General features: G+C 56.9%; 17 protein-coding genes. 13 read left to right on the plus strand and 4 right to left on the minus strand.

What is annotated here, in order from left to right; genetic code table 11:
* Positions 1–23 precede the first annotated feature (23 nt).
* Positions 24–1,289, minus strand: coding sequence for a helix-turn-helix transcriptional regulator (locus ABV300_RS08905; RefSeq protein WP_353714493.1), 1,266 nt, complete (start codon positions 1,287–1,289; stop codon positions 24–26).
* 239 nt (positions 1,290–1,528) lie between these two features.
* Between ABV300_RS08905 and ABV300_RS08910 the strand changes: the two genes are divergently transcribed.
* The 9 genes from ABV300_RS08910 (at position 1,529) to coaBC (ending at position 9,275) form a co-directional block, all read left to right on the plus strand.
* On the plus strand, positions 1,529–2,317 hold the full coding sequence (locus ABV300_RS08910; RefSeq protein WP_353714494.1) for a sulfite exporter TauE/SafE family protein: 789 nt from the start codon (positions 1,529–1,531) through the stop codon (positions 2,315–2,317).
* Between the two features lie 82 nt (positions 2,318–2,399).
* Positions 2,400–3,350 (plus strand): magnesium transporter CorA family protein, encoded by a 951-nt coding sequence (locus tag ABV300_RS08915; protein WP_353714495.1) that lies wholly within the window; start codon positions 2,400–2,402, stop codon positions 3,348–3,350.
* 21 nt (positions 3,351–3,371) lie between these two features.
* Positions 3,372–4,049 carry a queuosine precursor transporter gene (locus ABV300_RS08920; protein ID WP_353714496.1) on the plus strand — a complete coding sequence of 226 codons (678 nt, stop codon included), beginning with the start codon at positions 3,372–3,374 and terminating at the stop codon, positions 4,047–4,049.
* A 2-nt stretch (positions 4,050–4,051) separates the two neighbouring features.
* The gene (locus ABV300_RS08925) at positions 4,052–4,819 is read left to right on the plus strand and encodes an MBL fold metallo-hydrolase (protein ID WP_353715392.1); all 768 of its coding nucleotides are present in this window, start codon (positions 4,052–4,054) and stop codon (positions 4,817–4,819) included.
* A gap of 44 nt (positions 4,820–4,863) precedes the next feature.
* Positions 4,864–6,453 (plus strand): NAD(P)H-hydrate dehydratase, encoded by a 1,590-nt coding sequence (locus ABV300_RS08930; protein ID WP_353714497.1) that lies wholly within the window; start codon positions 4,864–4,866, stop codon positions 6,451–6,453.
* Positions 6,437–7,204 carry a type III pantothenate kinase gene (locus tag ABV300_RS08935; protein WP_353714498.1) on the plus strand — a complete coding sequence of 256 codons (768 nt, stop codon included), beginning with the start codon at positions 6,437–6,439 and terminating at the stop codon, positions 7,202–7,204. Before ABV300_RS08930 ends, ABV300_RS08935 begins: the two co-directional genes overlap by 17 nt.
* Positions 7,205–7,288: 84 nt before the next feature.
* On the plus strand, positions 7,289–7,639 hold the full coding sequence (locus tag ABV300_RS08940) for a hypothetical protein (RefSeq protein ID WP_353714499.1): 351 nt from the start codon (positions 7,289–7,291) through the stop codon (positions 7,637–7,639).
* 65 nt (positions 7,640–7,704) lie between these two features.
* On the plus strand, positions 7,705–8,031 hold the full coding sequence (locus ABV300_RS08945; protein WP_353714500.1) for a hypothetical protein: 327 nt from the start codon (positions 7,705–7,707) through the stop codon (positions 8,029–8,031).
* Positions 8,032–8,093: 62 nt separating this feature from the next.
* Positions 8,094–9,275 (plus strand): bifunctional phosphopantothenoylcysteine decarboxylase/phosphopantothenate--cysteine ligase CoaBC, encoded by a 1,182-nt coding sequence (coaBC, locus tag ABV300_RS08950; RefSeq protein WP_353714501.1) that lies wholly within the window; start codon positions 8,094–8,096, stop codon positions 9,273–9,275.
* A 419-nt stretch (positions 9,276–9,694) separates the two neighbouring features.
* Here the strand turns inward: coaBC and ABV300_RS08955 are convergent, their stop codons facing one another.
* Complete coding sequence (locus ABV300_RS08955; RefSeq protein ID WP_353714502.1) at positions 9,695–10,459, minus strand: hypothetical protein; 765 nt, start codon at positions 10,457–10,459, stop codon at positions 9,695–9,697.
* A gap of 278 nt (positions 10,460–10,737) precedes the next feature.
* Between ABV300_RS08955 and ABV300_RS08960 the strand changes: the two genes are divergently transcribed.
* Entirely contained in the window at positions 10,738–11,415 is a 678-nt protein-coding gene (locus ABV300_RS08960) for a TIGR00730 family Rossman fold protein (RefSeq protein WP_353714503.1), read from the plus strand.
* Positions 11,416–11,613: 198 nt separating this feature from the next.
* On the opposite strand, the gene ABV300_RS08965 is transcribed toward ABV300_RS08960, so the two are convergent.
* Together ABV300_RS08965 and ABV300_RS08970 are read right to left on the minus strand one after the other, a co-directional pair.
* Positions 11,614–11,931 carry a hypothetical protein gene (locus ABV300_RS08965; RefSeq protein WP_353714504.1) on the minus strand — a complete coding sequence of 106 codons (318 nt, stop codon included), beginning with the start codon at positions 11,929–11,931 and terminating at the stop codon, positions 11,614–11,616.
* A 131-nt stretch (positions 11,932–12,062) separates the two neighbouring features.
* A complete protein-coding gene (locus ABV300_RS08970; RefSeq protein WP_353714505.1) occupies positions 12,063–13,637 on the minus strand; it encodes a reductive dehalogenase in 1,575 nt (524 codons plus the stop codon).
* A gap of 711 nt (positions 13,638–14,348) precedes the next feature.
* Here ABV300_RS08970 and argF point away from each other — a divergent pair.
* From argF to plsY, 3 genes are all read left to right on the plus strand, one after another.
* Positions 14,349–15,284, plus strand: coding sequence for an ornithine carbamoyltransferase (argF, locus tag ABV300_RS08975; protein WP_353714506.1), 936 nt, complete (start codon positions 14,349–14,351; stop codon positions 15,282–15,284).
* Between the two features lie 120 nt (positions 15,285–15,404).
* Positions 15,405–16,718: a ribosome biogenesis GTPase Der gene (gene der / locus ABV300_RS08980; RefSeq protein WP_353714507.1), complete on the plus strand. Its 1,314-nt coding sequence runs from the start codon at positions 15,405–15,407 to the stop codon at positions 16,716–16,718.
* Positions 16,719–16,721: 3 nt separating this feature from the next.
* Positions 16,722–17,372 carry a glycerol-3-phosphate 1-O-acyltransferase PlsY gene (plsY, locus tag ABV300_RS08985; RefSeq protein WP_058438945.1) on the plus strand — a complete coding sequence of 217 codons (651 nt, stop codon included), beginning with the start codon at positions 16,722–16,724 and terminating at the stop codon, positions 17,370–17,372.
* Positions 17,373–17,391: the final 19 nt, after the last annotated feature.

Raw genomic sequence — 17,391 nt, forward strand, 5'->3', positions numbered from 1 at the left:
TTAACGACCATTTTTCGGTTGATTTATACGATGGAGTCATTCCATGGCAACGGCTTATGATCAACCTCCTCGCTAGTAATATTGTAGCTTTTCATAAGGTCCTGCGTTTCACTATCGAGTTTGGTCGCCAAAGCTTTTAGAGCAAGCAGTGAACTCGTATCAGCGGAAACTCTATCAGTTACGTTCGACTCGATCGCTTTTTTCATCGAATCCAACCTTGTGATGATCTCCCCGAGGAAAATAAAGCTTGCCCTGATTTGTGCTCGGAAGATCGAGAGTTTATGCAAATACCAGAGCTTTTGGAGATCTTCTTGCGTCGCTTTCAACTTGGCGACAGCAGTTGGGAAACTCTGTGCGAAAGTTTGAACCTCAACCAATCTAGTCTCGGTATTGAACTTTGGCATCGAGGAGAGTAAAGAATGTAATATTCCGTACAGATCAATTGAATTGAGGTCTCTTAGGGCATTCACGACGACCGGTTTTATAACCTCCTCAGGCATGGTAAAGGTATCCTGGTAATGGAATAGATAACGCCGGGAGATCGTGCCTTCGGTTTTGAATTCAAGATAAGGCAAGCTCATGGGATCAATATCGAGTTCATAAATTAATGATTGCCCGGGGAAAAGTACTTCCCCATATTCGCTTTCTCTCGGCGTAATGTCTGGGAAAATTACTTTATCCGTTCGGGTAAATGTTTTGTTTAAAAGTCCCCTTCTTTTTGAATCGTTCTGCCAAGGGGTTTCAACCGATGAAGGGGTATGATCCTTAAAAGTTTCGGGGATTCTCTTTATTCGAACTTTCGGGCTTGAAGGACGATAGATTGAAGCCCCATCGCTGCCCGTAATTGCGATGGATAATCCGACCCCGGTGAAAACAACACGTGGTTTCTTTGATTCCTCAGGCGCTGAGTTGGTAATCTGAATTTTGATAGTTGGTTCGGACTCTACACCGAGAATCTCGATTTGAGTGGTCAGATACGCATGTAAAGCTTCAAAACACGATAGGGGATCAACAATTGGATTTGTGCTCGTACTCCCCGCTGTTACGTTCAGGGGTATCCTCCTCAGGTTGAAAAAGATCGGTGAAATTCCTTTTTCTTTAGCTAGCGAGTATATAGAAGCCAATGATTCTGCATCCGGTACCGTGACTCCTGTCTCCCAACGAGAGAGTGTGTTCGGAGGTACATCGAGCATCTCAGCCATCTTTGTCTGCGTGATTCCTAGCCCTTTACGAATCTCGACCAGGGCGTCGCCACTGAACTCGTATTTACCTTGCTTGGTTGGTGTCATTCCCTTTCTCCTTCTAACACTGATCGTGGAGAATATTAGCACTATATGGAATTATTGTCAACATATTAAGTTATTTGCTCATCATATATGATGATATTTAGGACTGCCTATTTCACTTTTACACACTATCCACAATCGTCGAGCGCCAAGGTCATCGTCAGCGGTAAAGCCGTTATCGAGGTTATCCCGGATCCGTCTGGTCAAACCGGGTAACCCCGTTCTATACTGTCTCCAGCCTTATGGGAGAATCGATACTGGATGGCGGCGGCCTGCTGCCTTTCGTCCTGGCCGCGCTCGGCCTGCTGGTCGGCGCCTACGGGACGCTTATCGGCGTCGGCGGCGCTCTGGTGCTGGTGCCAGCCCTGCTGTTCCTGTACCCCGATGCCGACCCGCTGGTCATCACCGCCGTATCGCTGGCCGTCGTCCTCATCAACGGTCTCGGCGCCGCCTACGCTTACGGCCGGCAGAAACGCGTTGACTATAAAACCGGCCTGCTCTTCGCCGCCGGTACCCTTCCGGGACTGCTGCTCGGCATCTGGACACTGCACCAGGTAAGCCGGCCGTCGTTCAGCCTCATTTTCGGCCTGGTGATGCTGCTTATCTCCGCCGTCCTGATCCTGAAACCGCACCCTGAAAGCCTGCCGTCGGATGCCGGCGGCCGCCGCCGGTACAACCGTCCGCTCGGTTTTTCGTTGAGCGCGGCTGCCGGGTATTTGGCCGGTCTGCTCGGCATCGGCGGGGGCATCATCCATGTCCCGGTGATGACCCACATCCTGCGCTTTCCCGCCCATGTCGCTACCGCCACCTCCAGCTTTATCCTGGTCTTCACCGCCCTGGCGGGCAGCCTGATTCACCTGAGCGCTGGGCGGTACGGCGATGACTGGAGCATCATCATCTGGCTGGCGGCCGGCGTGATCTTCGGGTCTCAGATCGGCGCCCGGTTATCCCGGAGATTGCGCGGCAGCGTCCTCATCCGGCTGCTGGCCGTCGCCCTGGCGCTGACCGGCCTCAGGCTTATATTGGCTTAGCGTCCGACATAGCGAATGTGTACTCTCCGGCTGGTAGTTTGTGCTACAATTAGCCCCAAAACTGGAGTAAGGCAGTAGGCCCATGGCGGTTGTTCAGAACTCAAAAATCCCAAAGCTCCGCATGGAAAGCGTCGAGTTCGGCGGCCTGGTATGGTACGACGTCGAGCGCCCCACCGAGACCGAAACCCTGCATTTGTCGCAGAATTTCTCTTTTCACCCGCTGGACCTGGATGATGTCCTGTCCAAGCGCCAGCGCCCCAAAATAGATGAATACAAGGACTATCTCTTTTTCGTTTTCCATTTCCCGGCTTACAACAAAGCTGAACGCCTGCTGATGCCCTCACAGCTTTCGGTCTTCATCGGCCAGGGCTACCTCATCACCCTCCACTCCGGCAACCTGAAACCGTTGATGAAGCTCTTCAGGGAGTGCGAACTGGACGAGGAATCCCGCAAGGAATACATGCGCCACGGGCCCGGCTACCTCCTCTATCGCATCGTGGACCGCCTGGTGGACTACTGCCAGCCTATCGTCAATAAAATCCTGGACAGCATGGACGCCATCGAGGACGAGATATTCGCCCGCCGGCGCCGCAGCGGCACGGTACGCGACATCTCCATGCTGCGCCGCGACATCATCACCTTCCGCCGCACCATTTGGCCGATGCGGGCGGTCATCGCCGGCCTGGAACCCAAGATCAAGCGTTATATCGACACCGACCTGAACGTCTACTTCGGCGACCTTATAGACCATGTGGATAAAATCTGGGACGGTCTTGACGAAACCAAAGAAGTCATCGAAGGGCTGTCTTCAACCTTCGATTCTATGTCTATCAACAACTACAACGAAGGCATCCGCATCCTCACCATATTCGCTACCATCTCTCTGCCGACCCTGCTTGTCGCCAGCATTTACGGCATGAACATCGACCTGCCGTTCCAGCACACGGAGCACACCATCATCATCGTCGGCCTGCTGACCCTGGCGGCGACTACCATCACCGCCGCCGTCCTGCGCTGGCTTAAGATCATCTGAACCCTGAAAGGAAAGAATCCTTTGCACGTTTCCCAGCGCCTTATCGTGGTGGCCGCCCTGTTCGTCACCTGCCTCATCACCGCTAATATCATCGCCGTCAAACTCATCTCCGTCGGGGCGGACATCGTTCTGCCAGCCGCCATTCTGGTCTTCCCCCTGTCTTATCTCATCGGCGATGTCCTGACTGAAGTCTACGGCTTCGCCTGGGCCCGCCGGGTAATCTGGCTCGGTTTTTTATGTAACCTTATCTTCGTCGGATTCGCCTGGCTCGGTGGCTTGCTGCCGGGCGCCTCGTTCTGGCAGGGACAGGCGGCTTATGAGGCGATACTGGGCTATACCCCTCGCCTGCTGCTGGCTTCGTTTTCCGGTTATCTTATCGGCAGCTTCGCCAACGCCGCCGTCATGTCGAAGATGAAGCTCTTAACCCGCGGCCGGCACCTGTGGAGCCGCACTATCGGCTCGACCGTCGTCGGCGAAGGGCTGGATTCGATGGTCTTCATCACCATCGCCTTCATCGGCACCCCGGCTTTCGCCCCTGTTTTCATTCTTTACCACTGGGCGGCCAAGACGCTTATCGAGGTGGCGGCGACACCGCTGACCTACGCCGTGGTCAATTACCTGAAAGGCGCGGAGAAAATTGACGTCTACGACGCCGGTATCAGCCTCAATCCCTTCACCCTGAAGGAAGCCCGGCGTTGAAAGTGCGCTTCCTGGGTGCCCACAACTGCGAGACCGACGCCGCCGGCATGATGTGCCTGCTCGTTGACAGCCGGATCGTGCTTGACGCCGGCGCCCTGACCCGCAACCTGCCGCTTGATGCCCAGTTCGGCATCCAGGCGGTGCTCCTGACCCACGGCCACTACGACCACTTCCGGGACATCCCGATGCTCGGCATGAACCTCTTCCTCAACGGCCGGAGCGTGGACGTCTATGGGTCTGATGACGCCCGGCGCGCCCTGGCGGAGCACGTCCTGAACGGCGGCATTTATTCCCGTTTTTTTGACCATCCGGAGGGCAGCCCGACGCTTCGGTATCATGTCGTCGAACCCGGAACCTCTTTCCAGCTGGGTGATTATGAAATCCTGCCGGTAGCTTTACCGCACCCGGTGCCGGTGCTCGGCTACCAGCTGACCGACGCTTCCGGGCGCAGGTTCTTTTATTCCGGCGACACCGGAGCCGGCCTTTCCGCATGTTTCGGCGATATTGACCCTCACCTCATGGCCATCGACGTCACCGCGCCCTCGCGCTATACCGCCTTTTTTGCCGCCCGGAATCAGCACCTGACCCCGGAGACCCTGGCCGCTGAGCTCGAAGCCTTCAAAAAGCTGAAAGGTCATTTGCCCCCCGTGGTTTGCGTACACATGAACCCCCACGGCGAGGCCGAAATAGCCGCTGAGATTGAACGCCTCTCCGCTGAGCTGGGCTCGCCCGTCTATCTCGCTCACGAGGGGCTGACGCTCTCGGTCTAGACGCGGGCGTTGACCGCCGACTTTGGCGCTGTTACACTCATCCCATGAAACTCGTCACCGCCGCCGAAATGCGCCGGCTTGAACAGGAGGCCGCCGCCGGGGGTGTCTCCGCAGCCGAACTGATGCAGCGCGCCGGCCGGGAAGCGGCCGATAAGATCGCCGCGCTTTTCGAGCCTGCCGCCGGCAAACGGGTCGTCGTCCTGGTCGGTCCGGGCAACAACGGCGGCGACGGTCTGGTCGCCGCTCGCCATCTAAAAACCGCCGGCGTTCTGACCGATATTTACCTGCTGTCTCCCCGCGGCTCGGACGACATTGTCCTGCGGGAGGCCGTGACCGCCGGCCTGTCGCCGCTTGAAGCCCGTTATGATGTTGGCTTCGAGCGCTTGAGAGCCGCTCTTGAGGAAGCGGATGTTGTCCTGGATGCCGTTTTCGGCACCGGGCTGGGCAGAAGCATCAGCGGCGCCCCGGCGGCCGCTCTGGCGCTGGTCGCGGAAGCCTGCGCCCGCCGCCCGGAGATAACCGTCGTCGCCCTCGACCTGCCGTCCGGCCTCGATGCCGACACCGGAGCTATTGACCCGTCGGCTGTCCGGGCGGATTTCACTATCACCCTGGGATACGCCAAGCGCGGTTTCTTCCTGTTTCCCGGCGCCGGTTACACCGGCGAGGTTCTGGTCGCCGATATCGGGCTGCCGGAAGAATCCGGCGCCGCCCTCAATACTGAAGTCCTCGACGAGCATCTGATTCTTGATCTACTCCCCGACCGGCCGGCCGATGCCCACAAAGGCACCTTCGGTAAAGTGCTGGTGGCCGCCGGTTCGCCGGAGTATGCCGGCGCTGCCGTCCTGGCCTGCCAGGCGGCCGGCCGGGCTGGCGCCGGCCTGGTAACTCTGGCCGCCGGTAAAAGCCTGTACCCCGTCCTGGCTTCCCGGCTGACCGAAACCACTCACCTAATCCTGCCGCAGACAGCGGATGGCGGCCTGGCGCCAGGCGCTGAAGAATTGATCGCCGGCCGGTTGAAAGAATTCCCCGCCGCCGTCATCGGGCCCGGCCTGGGGCAGTCGCTATCTGCCGCCGCTTTTACCCGTGCCCTGCTGGCGGCGCTGTCCCGGCCTGAAAACCGCGCTTTACGCTTCGCCGCCGTCCTGGACGCCGACGCCTTAAATATATTGTCGCTGGAATCCGAGTGGTGGCAGAAAGTGGATTTCCCGGCCGTGCTTACCCCCCATCCGGGCGAAATGGCCCGCCTGGCCGGGCTGGCCGCCGCCCGGGTGCAAAGCGACCGGATCGAGCTGGCGCGCCGCTGCGCCGGGCTGTGGCGGCAGGTCGTCGTCCTGAAAGGGGCTCATACCGTCATCGCTTCACCCGACGGCCGGGTGGCGGTGGCTCCCAACGCCAACCCCGCTTTAGCCACCGCCGGCACCGGCGATGTCCTGACAGGCATCATCGGCGGGCTGCTGGCCCAGGGGCTGGCGCCGTTCGATGCCGCCCGCGCCGGGGTATACATCCATGCCATGGCCGCTGAGTCGGTCCGCGCCGCGCTGGGTGACTGCGGCGCCGTCGCCTCGGACCTGCTGCCCCACATCCCCCGGTCATTCAAAGCGCTCAAGGAGCACGACCATGCTGCTTGTCATTGACATAGGCAACACCACTATTTCGCTCGGGGTGTTTGACGGCGACCGGCTGGCCGCCAGCCTGAGGGTGGCCACCGTGCTGCAGAAATTGCCGGATGAATACGCCTCGCTGCTGCTCCACCTGCTGCAGCTTAACGGCATCGACCCCAAATCGGTTGATAAGGTCGCCGTCTGTTCGGTAGTCCCGCCGCTGACCGGCGCTTTTGAGGAACTCTGTAACAAATATTTCCATACCGAACCTCTGACCATCGGCACCGGCACCCGGACCGGCGTCAAGATCCGAATGGACAACCCGCGGGAAGTCGGCGCCGACCGCATCGTCAACGCCGCCGCCGCTTTCCAGCTTTATAAAACCGCCTGCATCGTCGTCGACCTGGGCACCGGCACCACCTTCGACACCGTTTCGGCCAGCGGCGAGTTTATCGGCGGCGCCATCGCCCCGGGCATCGGCATCGCCGCCGAAGCCCTGACCGCCCGGACCTCGATGCTGCCGCGCATTGAGCTTCAGCGGCCGGAGCGGGCCATCGGCACCTCCACTGTGAAAGCGATGCAGTCCGGCATGGTCTTCGGCTACCTCGGGCTGGTGGAAAGCATTGTAAGCCGCATTCAGGCCGAACTGCCGTCCAAAGCCCTGGTCATCGCCACCGGCGGCTACGCCGGCCTCCTCGCCGCCGAAACGGGCATCTTCGACGCCGTCGCCCCTGACCTCACTCTGTACGGCCTGCGGCTGATCTATTACATGAACCGGGCTTGACGCGTTTCAGGTTGGGCGCAGGCCGATGCGGCTTTTTCAGAATACTGCGAACGGCGAGAAAAATATAAGGGTTGGGATTTCACTTTGATTCTTATTATTGACGACTACCTCTTTCTGGCCGGGGGCCTCATCGCCGTAGCCTGGGGTATGGCCCATTTTTTCCTGAGACGCCCGACGGTCTCGCGTTTTTGGGTTGTCGAAGGCTTATTCCTGGCAACCGCTGGCGCCGCCGTCATCTTCACCGTCTCCCAATACGGGACGGAGAATACCGGTGTCAGGGTCGTCACCTGGCTGGCCGCGTCGGTGACGCTGGCGTTCGGCGCCTTCAACCTGATGAACAGCCTCAGGACTGGCGCGCTTCAAGCCAGGCTGGGCGGGGTCCTCGGCCTGGTGTCAGGAGCCTTATTGGTCGCCGGCAGCATCATCAATTCCTGACGCTGATTTGACAATTCCGAGATTTGTAGTATTTTAATATCGCTTACTCCGGAATTGGAGGCAGGATGATCATCACTTTGGCCGCCGCCGTGCTGTCCATCGCCTGGGGATTACTCCGGGTCATGAAAAGGACGGCGTCGGCAACCCAGCAGGGCATCGGCCTGACCGCCATTATCATCGGCATGATCGTCGCCCTGATCGCCAACCTGACCGATCTCAGTCCCTCAGCCGTCACCGCCGTCGCCCTGATCGCCGCCGCTGGCATGCTGGTGCTGGCGGTGTTTGCCGTCCGGGCCATGAAACGGCCGGAAGGCGGCGCCACCAATATTGACCTGGCGGTGATCATGGTCATCATCTTCAGTTTCATTGTCGGCGGCGTTTTCCACGGCTGACCGCCTGACTTTCCTTTTGCTCGGTGGGGGGGCGGGAGGTTCAGGAGTCTGTAATCTAAACTATGTTCAAAGAAAAGACCATCGTTCTGGGCATCACCGGCTCGGTAGCCGCCTATAAGGCCGCCGACCTGGCTTCCAGGCTGGTCCAGGCCGGCGCGGCGGTTGAAGTCATCATGACCGAATCGGCCCAAAAGTTCATCGCCCCCCTCACTCTGCGGGCCCTGACCAACCGTCAGCCGGTGACTTCGATGTGGCAGGACGCCAATAAGTTCTCCATCGAGCATGTCTCCCTGGCCGATGCCGCTGACGCTGTCCTCATCGCCCCGGCTACCGCCAACACCATCGCCAGACTAGCCTGCGGCCTGGCGGACGATATTCTGTCTTCGACCGTACTGGCAACCAGGGCGCCGGTCATCATCGCCCCGGCCATGAACTGCAACATGTATGAGAACGCGGCCACCCAGGCCAATATCGCGGCGCTGAAGTCCAGGGGCTTCACCTTCGTCGAACCCGAATCCGGCCGTCTGGCCTGCGGCGCCGAGGGCAAAGGCAGATTGGCTGCCGCCGAGGTAATCCTCGCGGCGCTCGATGCCGTTCTTAATCGGAAAAATGACCTTGCCGGCCGGTCAATCGTCGTCACCGCCGGCGGCACCCGGGAGCCGCTCGACCCCGTCCGCTACGTCGGCAACCGCTCCTCGGGCAAGATGGGTTACGCCCTGGCCGCCGCCGCCCGCGACCGCGGCGCCTCGGTAAGACTCGTCTCCACGGTCGATATGCCCGATTCGTCCGGCCTGAGCGTTATCCGCGTCGAGACCGCCGCCCAGATGCTTGAAGCCGTCCGGGACGCCGTCAAGGGCGCCGATGCCCTCATAATGGCCGCAGCTGTAGCCGATTTCCGGCCTTCGACGGTTGCGGGTGATAAAATCAAGAAAGGCGCCACCTCGCTCGACCTCAAGCTGGAGCCGACGCCTGACATCCTCTCCGAGGTTAAAGGCGATTTCGTCCGCGTCGGTTTCGCCGCCGAGACCGTCGACCTGATCGGGAACGCCAAAAAGAAGCTGGCGGGAAAAAACCTCGACCTCATCGTCGCCAACGACGTGACCGCCCCCGATTCCAGCTTCGGCGCCGAGACCAACATGGTGACCCTCCTCTTCAAGGACGGCCATGCCGAGGATCTGCCCCTTATGCCCAAACGCGCCGTCGCCGAAAAAATCCTGGACTACCTCGCCGTCAGGCTAAGTTAATGCTCTTTTGTCATTCCCCGCGCAGGCGGGGAATCCATAATTCTCACACGAGGTGAATAACGGCAAACACCATCGATATCACTCTCCAACCCGTCTACATCAAGGATAACTACATTTACGTCCCGGCGCGGCTGAGGTCGTTCTTCCCGGCTGGCCAACCGTTCACCTCGTCTCCGATTGTCATCGAATCCGCCGCCGGCAGCTTCCATTTTTGTTTGCCCGTTACTATAATCCGAACCTTGGGAGACGGCATCAGGCAAAAGACCAGATTATACCTCGACTTTGGGATAGTATTTAAGTAACCGCAGTCAAGTGTACGTCTTGAACGCAGAGAAAAGAGTCAAGTCGCCTAACGTTTGTTTCACGCAGAGTTCGACTCTCTAAGAGGAGGACGGCCCTGAGACAACTCAGCTCTGATTCTATCGCGTAGGGGGTATCGGCGTGTCGCGGTCCGGTGCCGTCGGGACTGTACTGGCGCCTGAGTCAACGGTAAACTGCTGACTCTGCCCGTTAACCCGCAGTGTGTATTGCTGCCCGGCAATAAAATTTGATCCGAGGGGGATGGCAACATCGAAATACGAAACAATCTGGATGCAGACAGCGTCTCTCGGCCTCTGAGTGGTGACAGCAATATCAATCAAGTTGCCTTGCCGCTGAACGTCCGTCCCTTTTAAAGTCGTACAGCCATCGGTCAAAACTCCCTTAATATCGACAAATACCTGAGGAGGGAATGACTCAGCAATGCGCACTTTGGCACTTACAATTGGTGCCGGCTTGACCAAGACATCTCCCTGATTGGAACTCTGATCTGGAATTGTGATGCGGCGCTCTACGCCGTTGACACGAATAGTTATATTCTGTCCCGGTTGAAATGACCGGCCAAGTTCGATGGAGGTAGATTCGGTTCGATATATTTCCGTACATGCCTGGGCGCTTTTCGGTTTTTTGAGCCAGATGCCGATATCAAAGCCATCGCTGATCTCTACCACACGAACGCCCTCAAATGAGTAACAACCGTCCGGTAGTCCATAAGTGACATTCACTTTCACTCGCGACATGGGATCGGGATCAGAAATTTCAATTTCCACATTTTCAATTGGCGCCAGTTCCCGATCGAATTGCTGGCAACCCGCTATTGGAACAAGCAATCCGATAATTACGATTGAAAAAAGAAATGCCTTCATATAACCATTATAACGCGGCACGTTGTTTCGAGTTAGTCGTCCTGGCCTGCCCTTTAAACTGAGACCAGGGTTTTTACATCGAAGAGCTAGGTTCTAATAGCACCCGAGGTGCCTCACCATCCCCTCGGTCATTTCTCTAGATACCCGCTCCAAGGTCTCCCTCGTTTTAGGGATAGTTAGCCCCGGCGCATTTTACCAGACTCTTGTATAATGGCTCTTGAACTTACAGGTGATTCCTTTAACCCCAACTACTCAAGATTACTAGCGGGAGCTTACGGATGGTCAACGATTACTACGAAATCAATAATCTCAACAAAGACGAGTCTTGGCGTCTTTTCAGGATCATTGGAGAGTTTGTTACCGGCTTTGATCGGCTTGAAAGTATCGAACCCGCAGTAACCATCTTTGGCTCTGCAAGAGTAAAACAAGATGATCCTGTGTATTTACAGGCTGAGGATATCGCTTTAAAGCTAGGGCAAAATGGCTTCAATATTATCACTGGCGGCGGACCAGGGGTAATGGAAGCGGCCAATAAAGGGGCGGTAAAAGCTGGAGTCAGTTCAGTGGGTATCAGTATCACCCTGCCAGGCGAACCGCATAATGAATATGCTACTAAGTCTTTGTTGTTTGATCACTTCTTTACCAGAAAGGTCATGCTGGTAAAATACGCGACTGCCTTCGTTATCATGCCAGGCGGGCTTGGGACCATGGATGAGCTCACAGAGTTACTCACCTTGATGCAGACAGAAAAAATAAGACCCTTCCCGGTAATCTTGTTCGGCAGTGCGTTCTGGGAAGGCTTGCTGAAATGGTTACGCGATGTAGTTCATCCGCTTGGATACATCTCTGAAGGCGATTTTGATCTCCTCCGCATCACTGACAGCACAGATGAGATTTTAAGAATAATCAATAAATGGCGCGAGTATCACGAGTGCGTCGGCAACAGAGCACTCTAATTCTATGAGTCCTACTTGGGGGTTTATTCGGGCAATGCTTTTATAACCATCGTCTGGGTGAGGCGGCCAGGCATCCTTTGGAGGGGTAGTATCCAATACCACTGAAATCATTTCCAAATCCTCTCCATTGTGTCAGGCAGAGTCCAACTCGACGAGGAAGACGAAAACGGCCGGAAATACACTACAGAAAAATCCACATCATGCCTCGCCTTCGACAACTCCGTAGCCGAAGGCTTCGTGCATCGTGGCGAAGAAACCGTTGAAGATTCCTACATTGGCAACGGTACCCCGGATGACATCGTGAACCATAGCGCCCTTAGGGCCATTGAATACGCAAGAACCGAAACACCTCAAGCAAGGATCTACCGCCTTGCGGTAACCGGCGCAGGTGATCATGTCGGTCCAATAGGTTTTCCGGCCTGTTTTACAGTAGTCTGACTCACCGGGTGTCGGCTTGTCCCATCCCAGGCCCGGCAGCGCCGGGTCTTTCGAGGTGATGGATGACGGGTAATGCATTGTTCTCACGTAATGATTAACAATTATTAATCTTTTTGTGGCATGGTCAGACCAGCCAATAAACGACTGCGTGATAAAACAAAGGGAGAGCCTCAAAAAGGCTCTCCCTTATTATCTCGCCTAAGAAGGAACTAAGCAGGCCGTTCTCGATTATAGCCGCCGTGTTTGGAGTAGAAGCCGGTGCTGTAGCCATAAGCAGGCAGCACCATATCCCACCATTCTTCTTTCTTCTCTCCTTCTTTCAGGCCATAACCGAAGGTTTCACCGGCAGTGGCAAAGACGCCGTTAAAAATTGAAGTTACCGAAACAGTCTGCCTTACCAGGTCATGGATCATCGCGCCATACTGGTTGTTGAAGACACAGACACCGAAGCATAGCTGGCAGCGGTTAGGCAGTCCGCGGGCAAACAGCTGGCAGCTGATCATATCGGTCCAGTATGTCTTGCGGCCGGCTTTGAAGAATTCTGGCTCTGTGTCAAAGCCCAATCCCGGGATCTGACCGAATTTCGGAGTTACCGAGGAAGGCCTGGTCTCCCAAGACGGTTCGCTTTCGCCCTTCTTCTCGATTGCTTCAGGCGGGCAGTGCTTGGCGCAGATACCGCAACTCTGGCAGAAGCGCCAGATACCGGCATCAATCGCGGGAGTATGAGCAATCGGCAGGTCGGTCAATACTTCGTACAGGCCGACGGTGTTGCCGTGCTCAGGGCTGATACCCATGATGGTATGGCGTGAGTTTTCTACCAGGCCAGTCAACGTGGCACCGGCGATGCTCGGAATGCCTCTGTACGGCTCGTCATACATCATCTGGTAGCCAAGCATTCGCACAAAGCCCTGGGTGGAGATACGCATATTCTCGCGCAGGCGGTACCTGGTGATGTTGGCTGCGGCAAAAAGCGCCGATGAGGGTGTCGTCCGGAACATCTCATGCGATTGAGGGATCGTGTAGCTGATGCTGAAGATCGGGATGTTGGAAGGGATCTTTGTTAAACCGGTGGCGTTATCAAATGAAAAGGTAGACTGATTAGCGAACTCAATAGGCTGTGTAACTGTCGTCGGGGGCGGCCATTTCGGAGCTGAACCAAATGGCCAGTATGATTCGGCGATGTTATCGCCATACAGACCAACCAATTTCTTATGATCGGCATCGAGTTCGGATGCGCCAATATGCGAGGCGCCGAAAAAGACCATCGCCGCCCTCATCATCCGGAAGTTCTCCTCCGGTGTTCCCTGCCACTTGGGGACTCCAAATTGCTCCGGTGTTTTAACGCCAACCAGGCGCGTGTCAGCGAATTTGTCAGTCCGCGCGGCTGTGAAACCCAGGCCTCTGGCAACTGTTCCAAGAGCGTTGTCCCTCAACGTTAAACCAGGGGTGTTGTTTTTAATGCCGTCAGTAACCCCTTTATCCCCGGCGGCTAAAATAGCTTGATACTCCGCCGGACCGCCAGCGTAACGGGCGAGGATGACGCCGGATTGTGTGCTATGGAAACCATGATGACGTTTCATCAGGTTCCAATCGATATCTACAGTCGGGTGTTCGGTATTTTTGATCCACCAGGCTCGTTTAATCTGGGCTGATTCAGAAGCCATCAACTCATCAAGGTCATGAAAAACTGGTGCTACCAGGCTGGCGCCGCCTACTCCGGCACCCAAGAGACCAAGGCTTTTCATGTATTCCCTGCGGCTCATCGTGCTATGGAAAATCGACATATCTTTCCTCCTGTTACGGTTAGTAGTGAAAGGCTCTGAACTTCTGGTCTCTCCCAGATGCCAAAATGTTGTTGGCACCTCCTTATCAATCTTTGCTTTTGGCAGCATCTTAAAACTGCGAGAAATATCTGTAAATACGTATTTATACTGATTATTTTCCGTTAATGTGACCACAAATTGAATAATAAATAAACGCTAATCTCCCTAATAAAATTACAGAATCGAAACGACAACATGTCTCGTTAATTATCCAACCACGCCTGGATGTCTGCCGAAAAAAATCGCACCAAAAACGTCAAAAGTCCCTTGACACCCGTGAGTAACCGGTGTGTTATAATAGCCGCCTTGAATAGCACAAGTGTGCCGATTATTCGGCGTATTGACAGGATTGGGCTAAAGTGTTGACCCGACGCATGATTCACCAGGCTCATAAGGCGGTTTCGTTTGGAACGCATCACCGGTGGTGCCGCGCTAGCAATGGCCGGTTGCCTTTCCGGCGGCAGATGAATACGGCCTTCGTTCCCAAATCCGACGATTATCGTTTCGCACGTTCAGCCCATCGCGGGATTTCGGCTTCGTTTCCCCCAAAGGTACTTATTTCGCTGATGAACAAATACCAATCGCCGGTGCCGGATGCCCGGCGTCTCGGCTCGAAGCCATGCCGTACGGCAGACTGTGATATACTTATACATTATGGTTTTACGGTGACTTATGAAGTCTAAAGACTTGCTCTCCATAACCGACCTGGCGCCCCATGAGATTCGGCTGCTTCTGTCCGATGCCGCCTCCATGAAAGCCCAGGGCTGGCAGACGACTCTCTCCGGCAAGACGCTGGCCCTCGTCTTCGAGAAACCATCGCTGCGCACCCGCCTAAGCTTCGAACTGGCCATGAAGCAGCTCGGCGGCGAGGCCATCTACCTGTCGCCCGCCGAGGTCGGCCTGGGCAAGCGGGAGAGCATCGCCGACGTCGCCCGGGTGCTTTCGCGCTACGTGGATGCTATCGCCGTGCGCACTTTCGCCCAATCCACCGTCGAGGAACTGGCCCGCTGGGCTGGCGTGCCGGTGGTGAATGCCCTGTCGGACGCCGAGCATCCCTGTCAGGCGCTGGCTGACCTGCTCACCATCTTCGAACACAAAGGCGAATTCCCCGGTCTGAAACTGGCTTTCATCGGCGACGGCAACAACGTGGCGGTGAGCCTGGCGCTGGCCGCCGCCTCGGTAGGCCTGTCGTTCACCATGGCTTCGCCGAAAGGTTATGAACTGCCGGCGGAAGCGGTACACAGGGCTCTAGAGCTGGCGGCCCGGAGCGAGAGCGTATTCAGCTTCACCGATGACCCCGGGGAGGCGGCGTTCGGCGCCGACATCATCTACACCGACACCTGGACCTCGATGGGCCAGGAGGCTGACGCCGAGGCGCGCCGCAAGGCTTTCGAAGGTTATCAGGTGAACGAAAGGCTGGTCTCTCTGGCCAAGCCGGATGCCATCATCATGCACTGCCTGCCGGCCCATCACGGCGAGGAGGTCGCCGCCGGGCTGCTGGACAGCCCGCAATCAGTCGTCTTCGACCAGGCGGAGAACCGCCTCCACGTTCAGAAGGCGCTCCTCGCCGATATGCTGGGCGGCTTATGCTTCCCATGGCCGGGTTGACGACATGGAATTTAGATTAACAGTGCAATGCAGCCCCGAGACAGATGACGCGATGGCTGCCGCGTTTTTCCTTGCCTCTCTCGGGAGAGGCGCTACAGTAGAGGAGTATCCGGACGCCCGATGAAATTACTCCCTTCTGTTGCTATCGTCGGCCGCCAGAATGTCGGCAAGTCTACCCTCCTCAACCGGCTGACCGGCAAGCGGACGGCTATCACCGAGGACCTGCCAGGCACCACCCGGGACCGGCTGCACGTCCCCATGAATCACGCCGGCCGCGATTTCATCTTGGTGGACACCGGCGGCATGGAAAACTTACCGCAGGAAGCCATCGCCCGCTCGGTCAATGACCAGGCGCGCGCCGCCATGAAAGAAGCGGCGGTGATAGTCTTCCTGGTCGACGCTCAGTCCGGGCTGGCGCCGCTAGACTACGATATCGCTGATGAGATCAGGCGAGCCGGCAAGCCGGTGGTAATCGCCGTCAACAAGGCGGACAATCCCAGGCTGGCTCTCCACGGCGCGGAGTTCCACGCCCTGGGCTTCGGTGAACCGATGCCCATTTCGGCCTACCACGGCCGGGGAGTCGAAGACCTGCTGGACCGGATCTTCGAACTCCTGCCCGAACCTGAGGCGGCGGTCGCGGTGAAACCCGGCCTGCGCATCGCTATCGCCGGTCGAGCCAACGTCGGCAAGTCGTCTTTACTGAACGCCCTGACGGGGGAGGAGAGGACTATCGTTTCTCCCATTCCTGGGACAACCAGGGACTCAATCGACACTGCTATTGACACGCCGCAGGGTTCTGTGGTACTTATAGACACCGCTGGAATCAGGCGGCGCGGCCGGGTAGAACCTGGCGTCGAAGAGTACAGCGTCATCCGCTCTTTGAACGCCATTGACCGCGCCGATATCGTCCTCGTGGTATTGGACGCCATTGAACCGGCTACTTCTCAAGACACTCATATCGCCGGTTACGCCAGGGACCAAGACCGGGGTCTCATACTTGTCGTCAACAAGATCGACCTGTTGGAAAACAAAGATATGACCGAATTCGACCGGAATATGGCGGCGCGGTTCAAGTTTATCCCCTATGCCCAGCGCCTTTACCTTTCCGCCCGCACCGGCGACGGCATTGACCGCGTCATCCCTGCCGCGTTCGACATCCAAGCCCAACGCAGCCACCGCATCCCTACGCCTGAACTCAACAGCCTGGTCCGCCAGGCGCTGGCCAAACATTCCCCTCCCAGTGCCGGCGGCAAGCTTTTAAAAGTGTTGTACGCCACCCAGGTGGGTGTTTGTCCGCCTGAGATCGTCTTCTTCGTTAACGATCCTAAACTGGTTCATTTCTCTTTTCAGCGTTTCCTGGAGAACCGGCTGAGAGAAGTCTTCGGTTTCTCAGGTACGCCGATCAAGTTCACGTTCAAATCCAGAGGTGAATAATCAATGCTGGTGACTGAACTCGTCCTTGTGACCATGGCCGCCTATCTCATCGGCAGCATCCCGTTCGGCTACCTCATCGCTCGCCGCAAGGCTAAGATTGACATCACCTCTTTCGGCAGCGGCCGCATCGGCGCCACCAACGTCCTGCGAACCCTTGGCCGTAAAATGGCAGCCCTCGTAGCCTTGCTCGATGTACTGAAAGGAGTCGCCGCCGTCCTCCTGGCCGGAGCCGTAATCGGGCACGATTACGTCCTGGTAGGCGATTATCACCTGGGCATCCTGGCCGCCCAGGTAGCCGCCGCCCTGGCAGCGGTTGCCGGTCATATCTTTCCGGTCTTCAATCACTTCAAAGGCGGCCGCGGCGTGGCCACCTTCTTCGGGGGTTTCATCGCCCTCTATCCTCTGGCGGCCGTTTTCGGCGGGGAGGTTTTCATAATCAGCGTCGGATTGACCGGATTTGCCTCCCTGGGCAGTATAGCCGGCGTTGCCGGCGCCTATGCCATGATGATCCCCTTGTCGCTTCACTCCGGCATCCCTATGGAGTACCTGGTCTACTCACTTATCGGCTCAACAGTCGTCATCTTCATGCACCGCGACAATATCCAGAGACTGATCGCCGGTAAAGAGCGCCGCATCAACGAAAAAGCTCACTAGATGCGCTGTAGTTCGACCC

Origin of the sequence: Dehalogenimonas sp. 4OHTPN (assembly GCF_040448695.1) — a bacterium.
Taxonomy (GTDB): Bacteria; Chloroflexota; Dehalococcoidia; order Dehalococcoidales; family Dehalococcoidaceae; genus Dehalogenimonas.

Excerpts from the sequence above, each read along its gene's own strand:
- ABV300_RS08965 (WP_353714504.1), bottom strand. The coding sequence starts at position 11,931 with ATGCATTACCCGTCATCCATCACCTCGAAAGACCCGGCGCTGCCGGGC.
- argF (WP_353714506.1), top strand. The coding sequence starts at position 14,349 with ATGAAGTCTAAAGACTTGCTCTCCATAACCGACCTGGCGCCCCATGAG.
- der (WP_353714507.1), top strand. The coding sequence starts at position 15,405 with ATGAAATTACTCCCTTCTGTTGCTATCGTCGGCCGCCAGAATGTCGGC.
- ABV300_RS08970 (WP_353714505.1), bottom strand. The coding sequence starts at position 13,637 with ATGTCGATTTTCCATAGCACGATGAGCCGCAGGGAATACATGAAAAGC.
- ABV300_RS08960 (WP_353714503.1), top strand. The coding sequence starts at position 10,738 with ATGGTCAACGATTACTACGAAATCAATAATCTCAACAAAGACGAGTCT.
- ABV300_RS08935 (WP_353714498.1), top strand. The coding sequence starts at position 6,437 with ATGCTGCTTGTCATTGACATAGGCAACACCACTATTTCGCTCGGGGTG.
- ABV300_RS08905 (WP_353714493.1), bottom strand. The coding sequence starts at position 1,289 with ATGACACCAACCAAGCAAGGTAAATACGAGTTCAGTGGCGACGCCCTG.
- ABV300_RS08955 (WP_353714502.1), bottom strand. The coding sequence starts at position 10,459 with ATGAAGGCATTTCTTTTTTCAATCGTAATTATCGGATTGCTTGTTCCA.
- ABV300_RS08930 (WP_353714497.1), top strand. The coding sequence starts at position 4,864 with ATGAAACTCGTCACCGCCGCCGAAATGCGCCGGCTTGAACAGGAGGCC.
- ABV300_RS08915 (WP_353714495.1), top strand. The coding sequence starts at position 2,400 with ATGGCGGTTGTTCAGAACTCAAAAATCCCAAAGCTCCGCATGGAAAGC.
- coaBC (WP_353714501.1), top strand. The coding sequence starts at position 8,094 with ATGTTCAAAGAAAAGACCATCGTTCTGGGCATCACCGGCTCGGTAGCC.
- ABV300_RS08945 (WP_353714500.1), top strand. The coding sequence starts at position 7,705 with ATGATCATCACTTTGGCCGCCGCCGTGCTGTCCATCGCCTGGGGATTA.
- ABV300_RS08910 (WP_353714494.1), top strand. The coding sequence starts at position 1,529 with ATGGGAGAATCGATACTGGATGGCGGCGGCCTGCTGCCTTTCGTCCTG.
- plsY (WP_058438945.1), top strand. The coding sequence starts at position 16,722 with ATGCTGGTGACTGAACTCGTCCTTGTGACCATGGCCGCCTATCTCATC.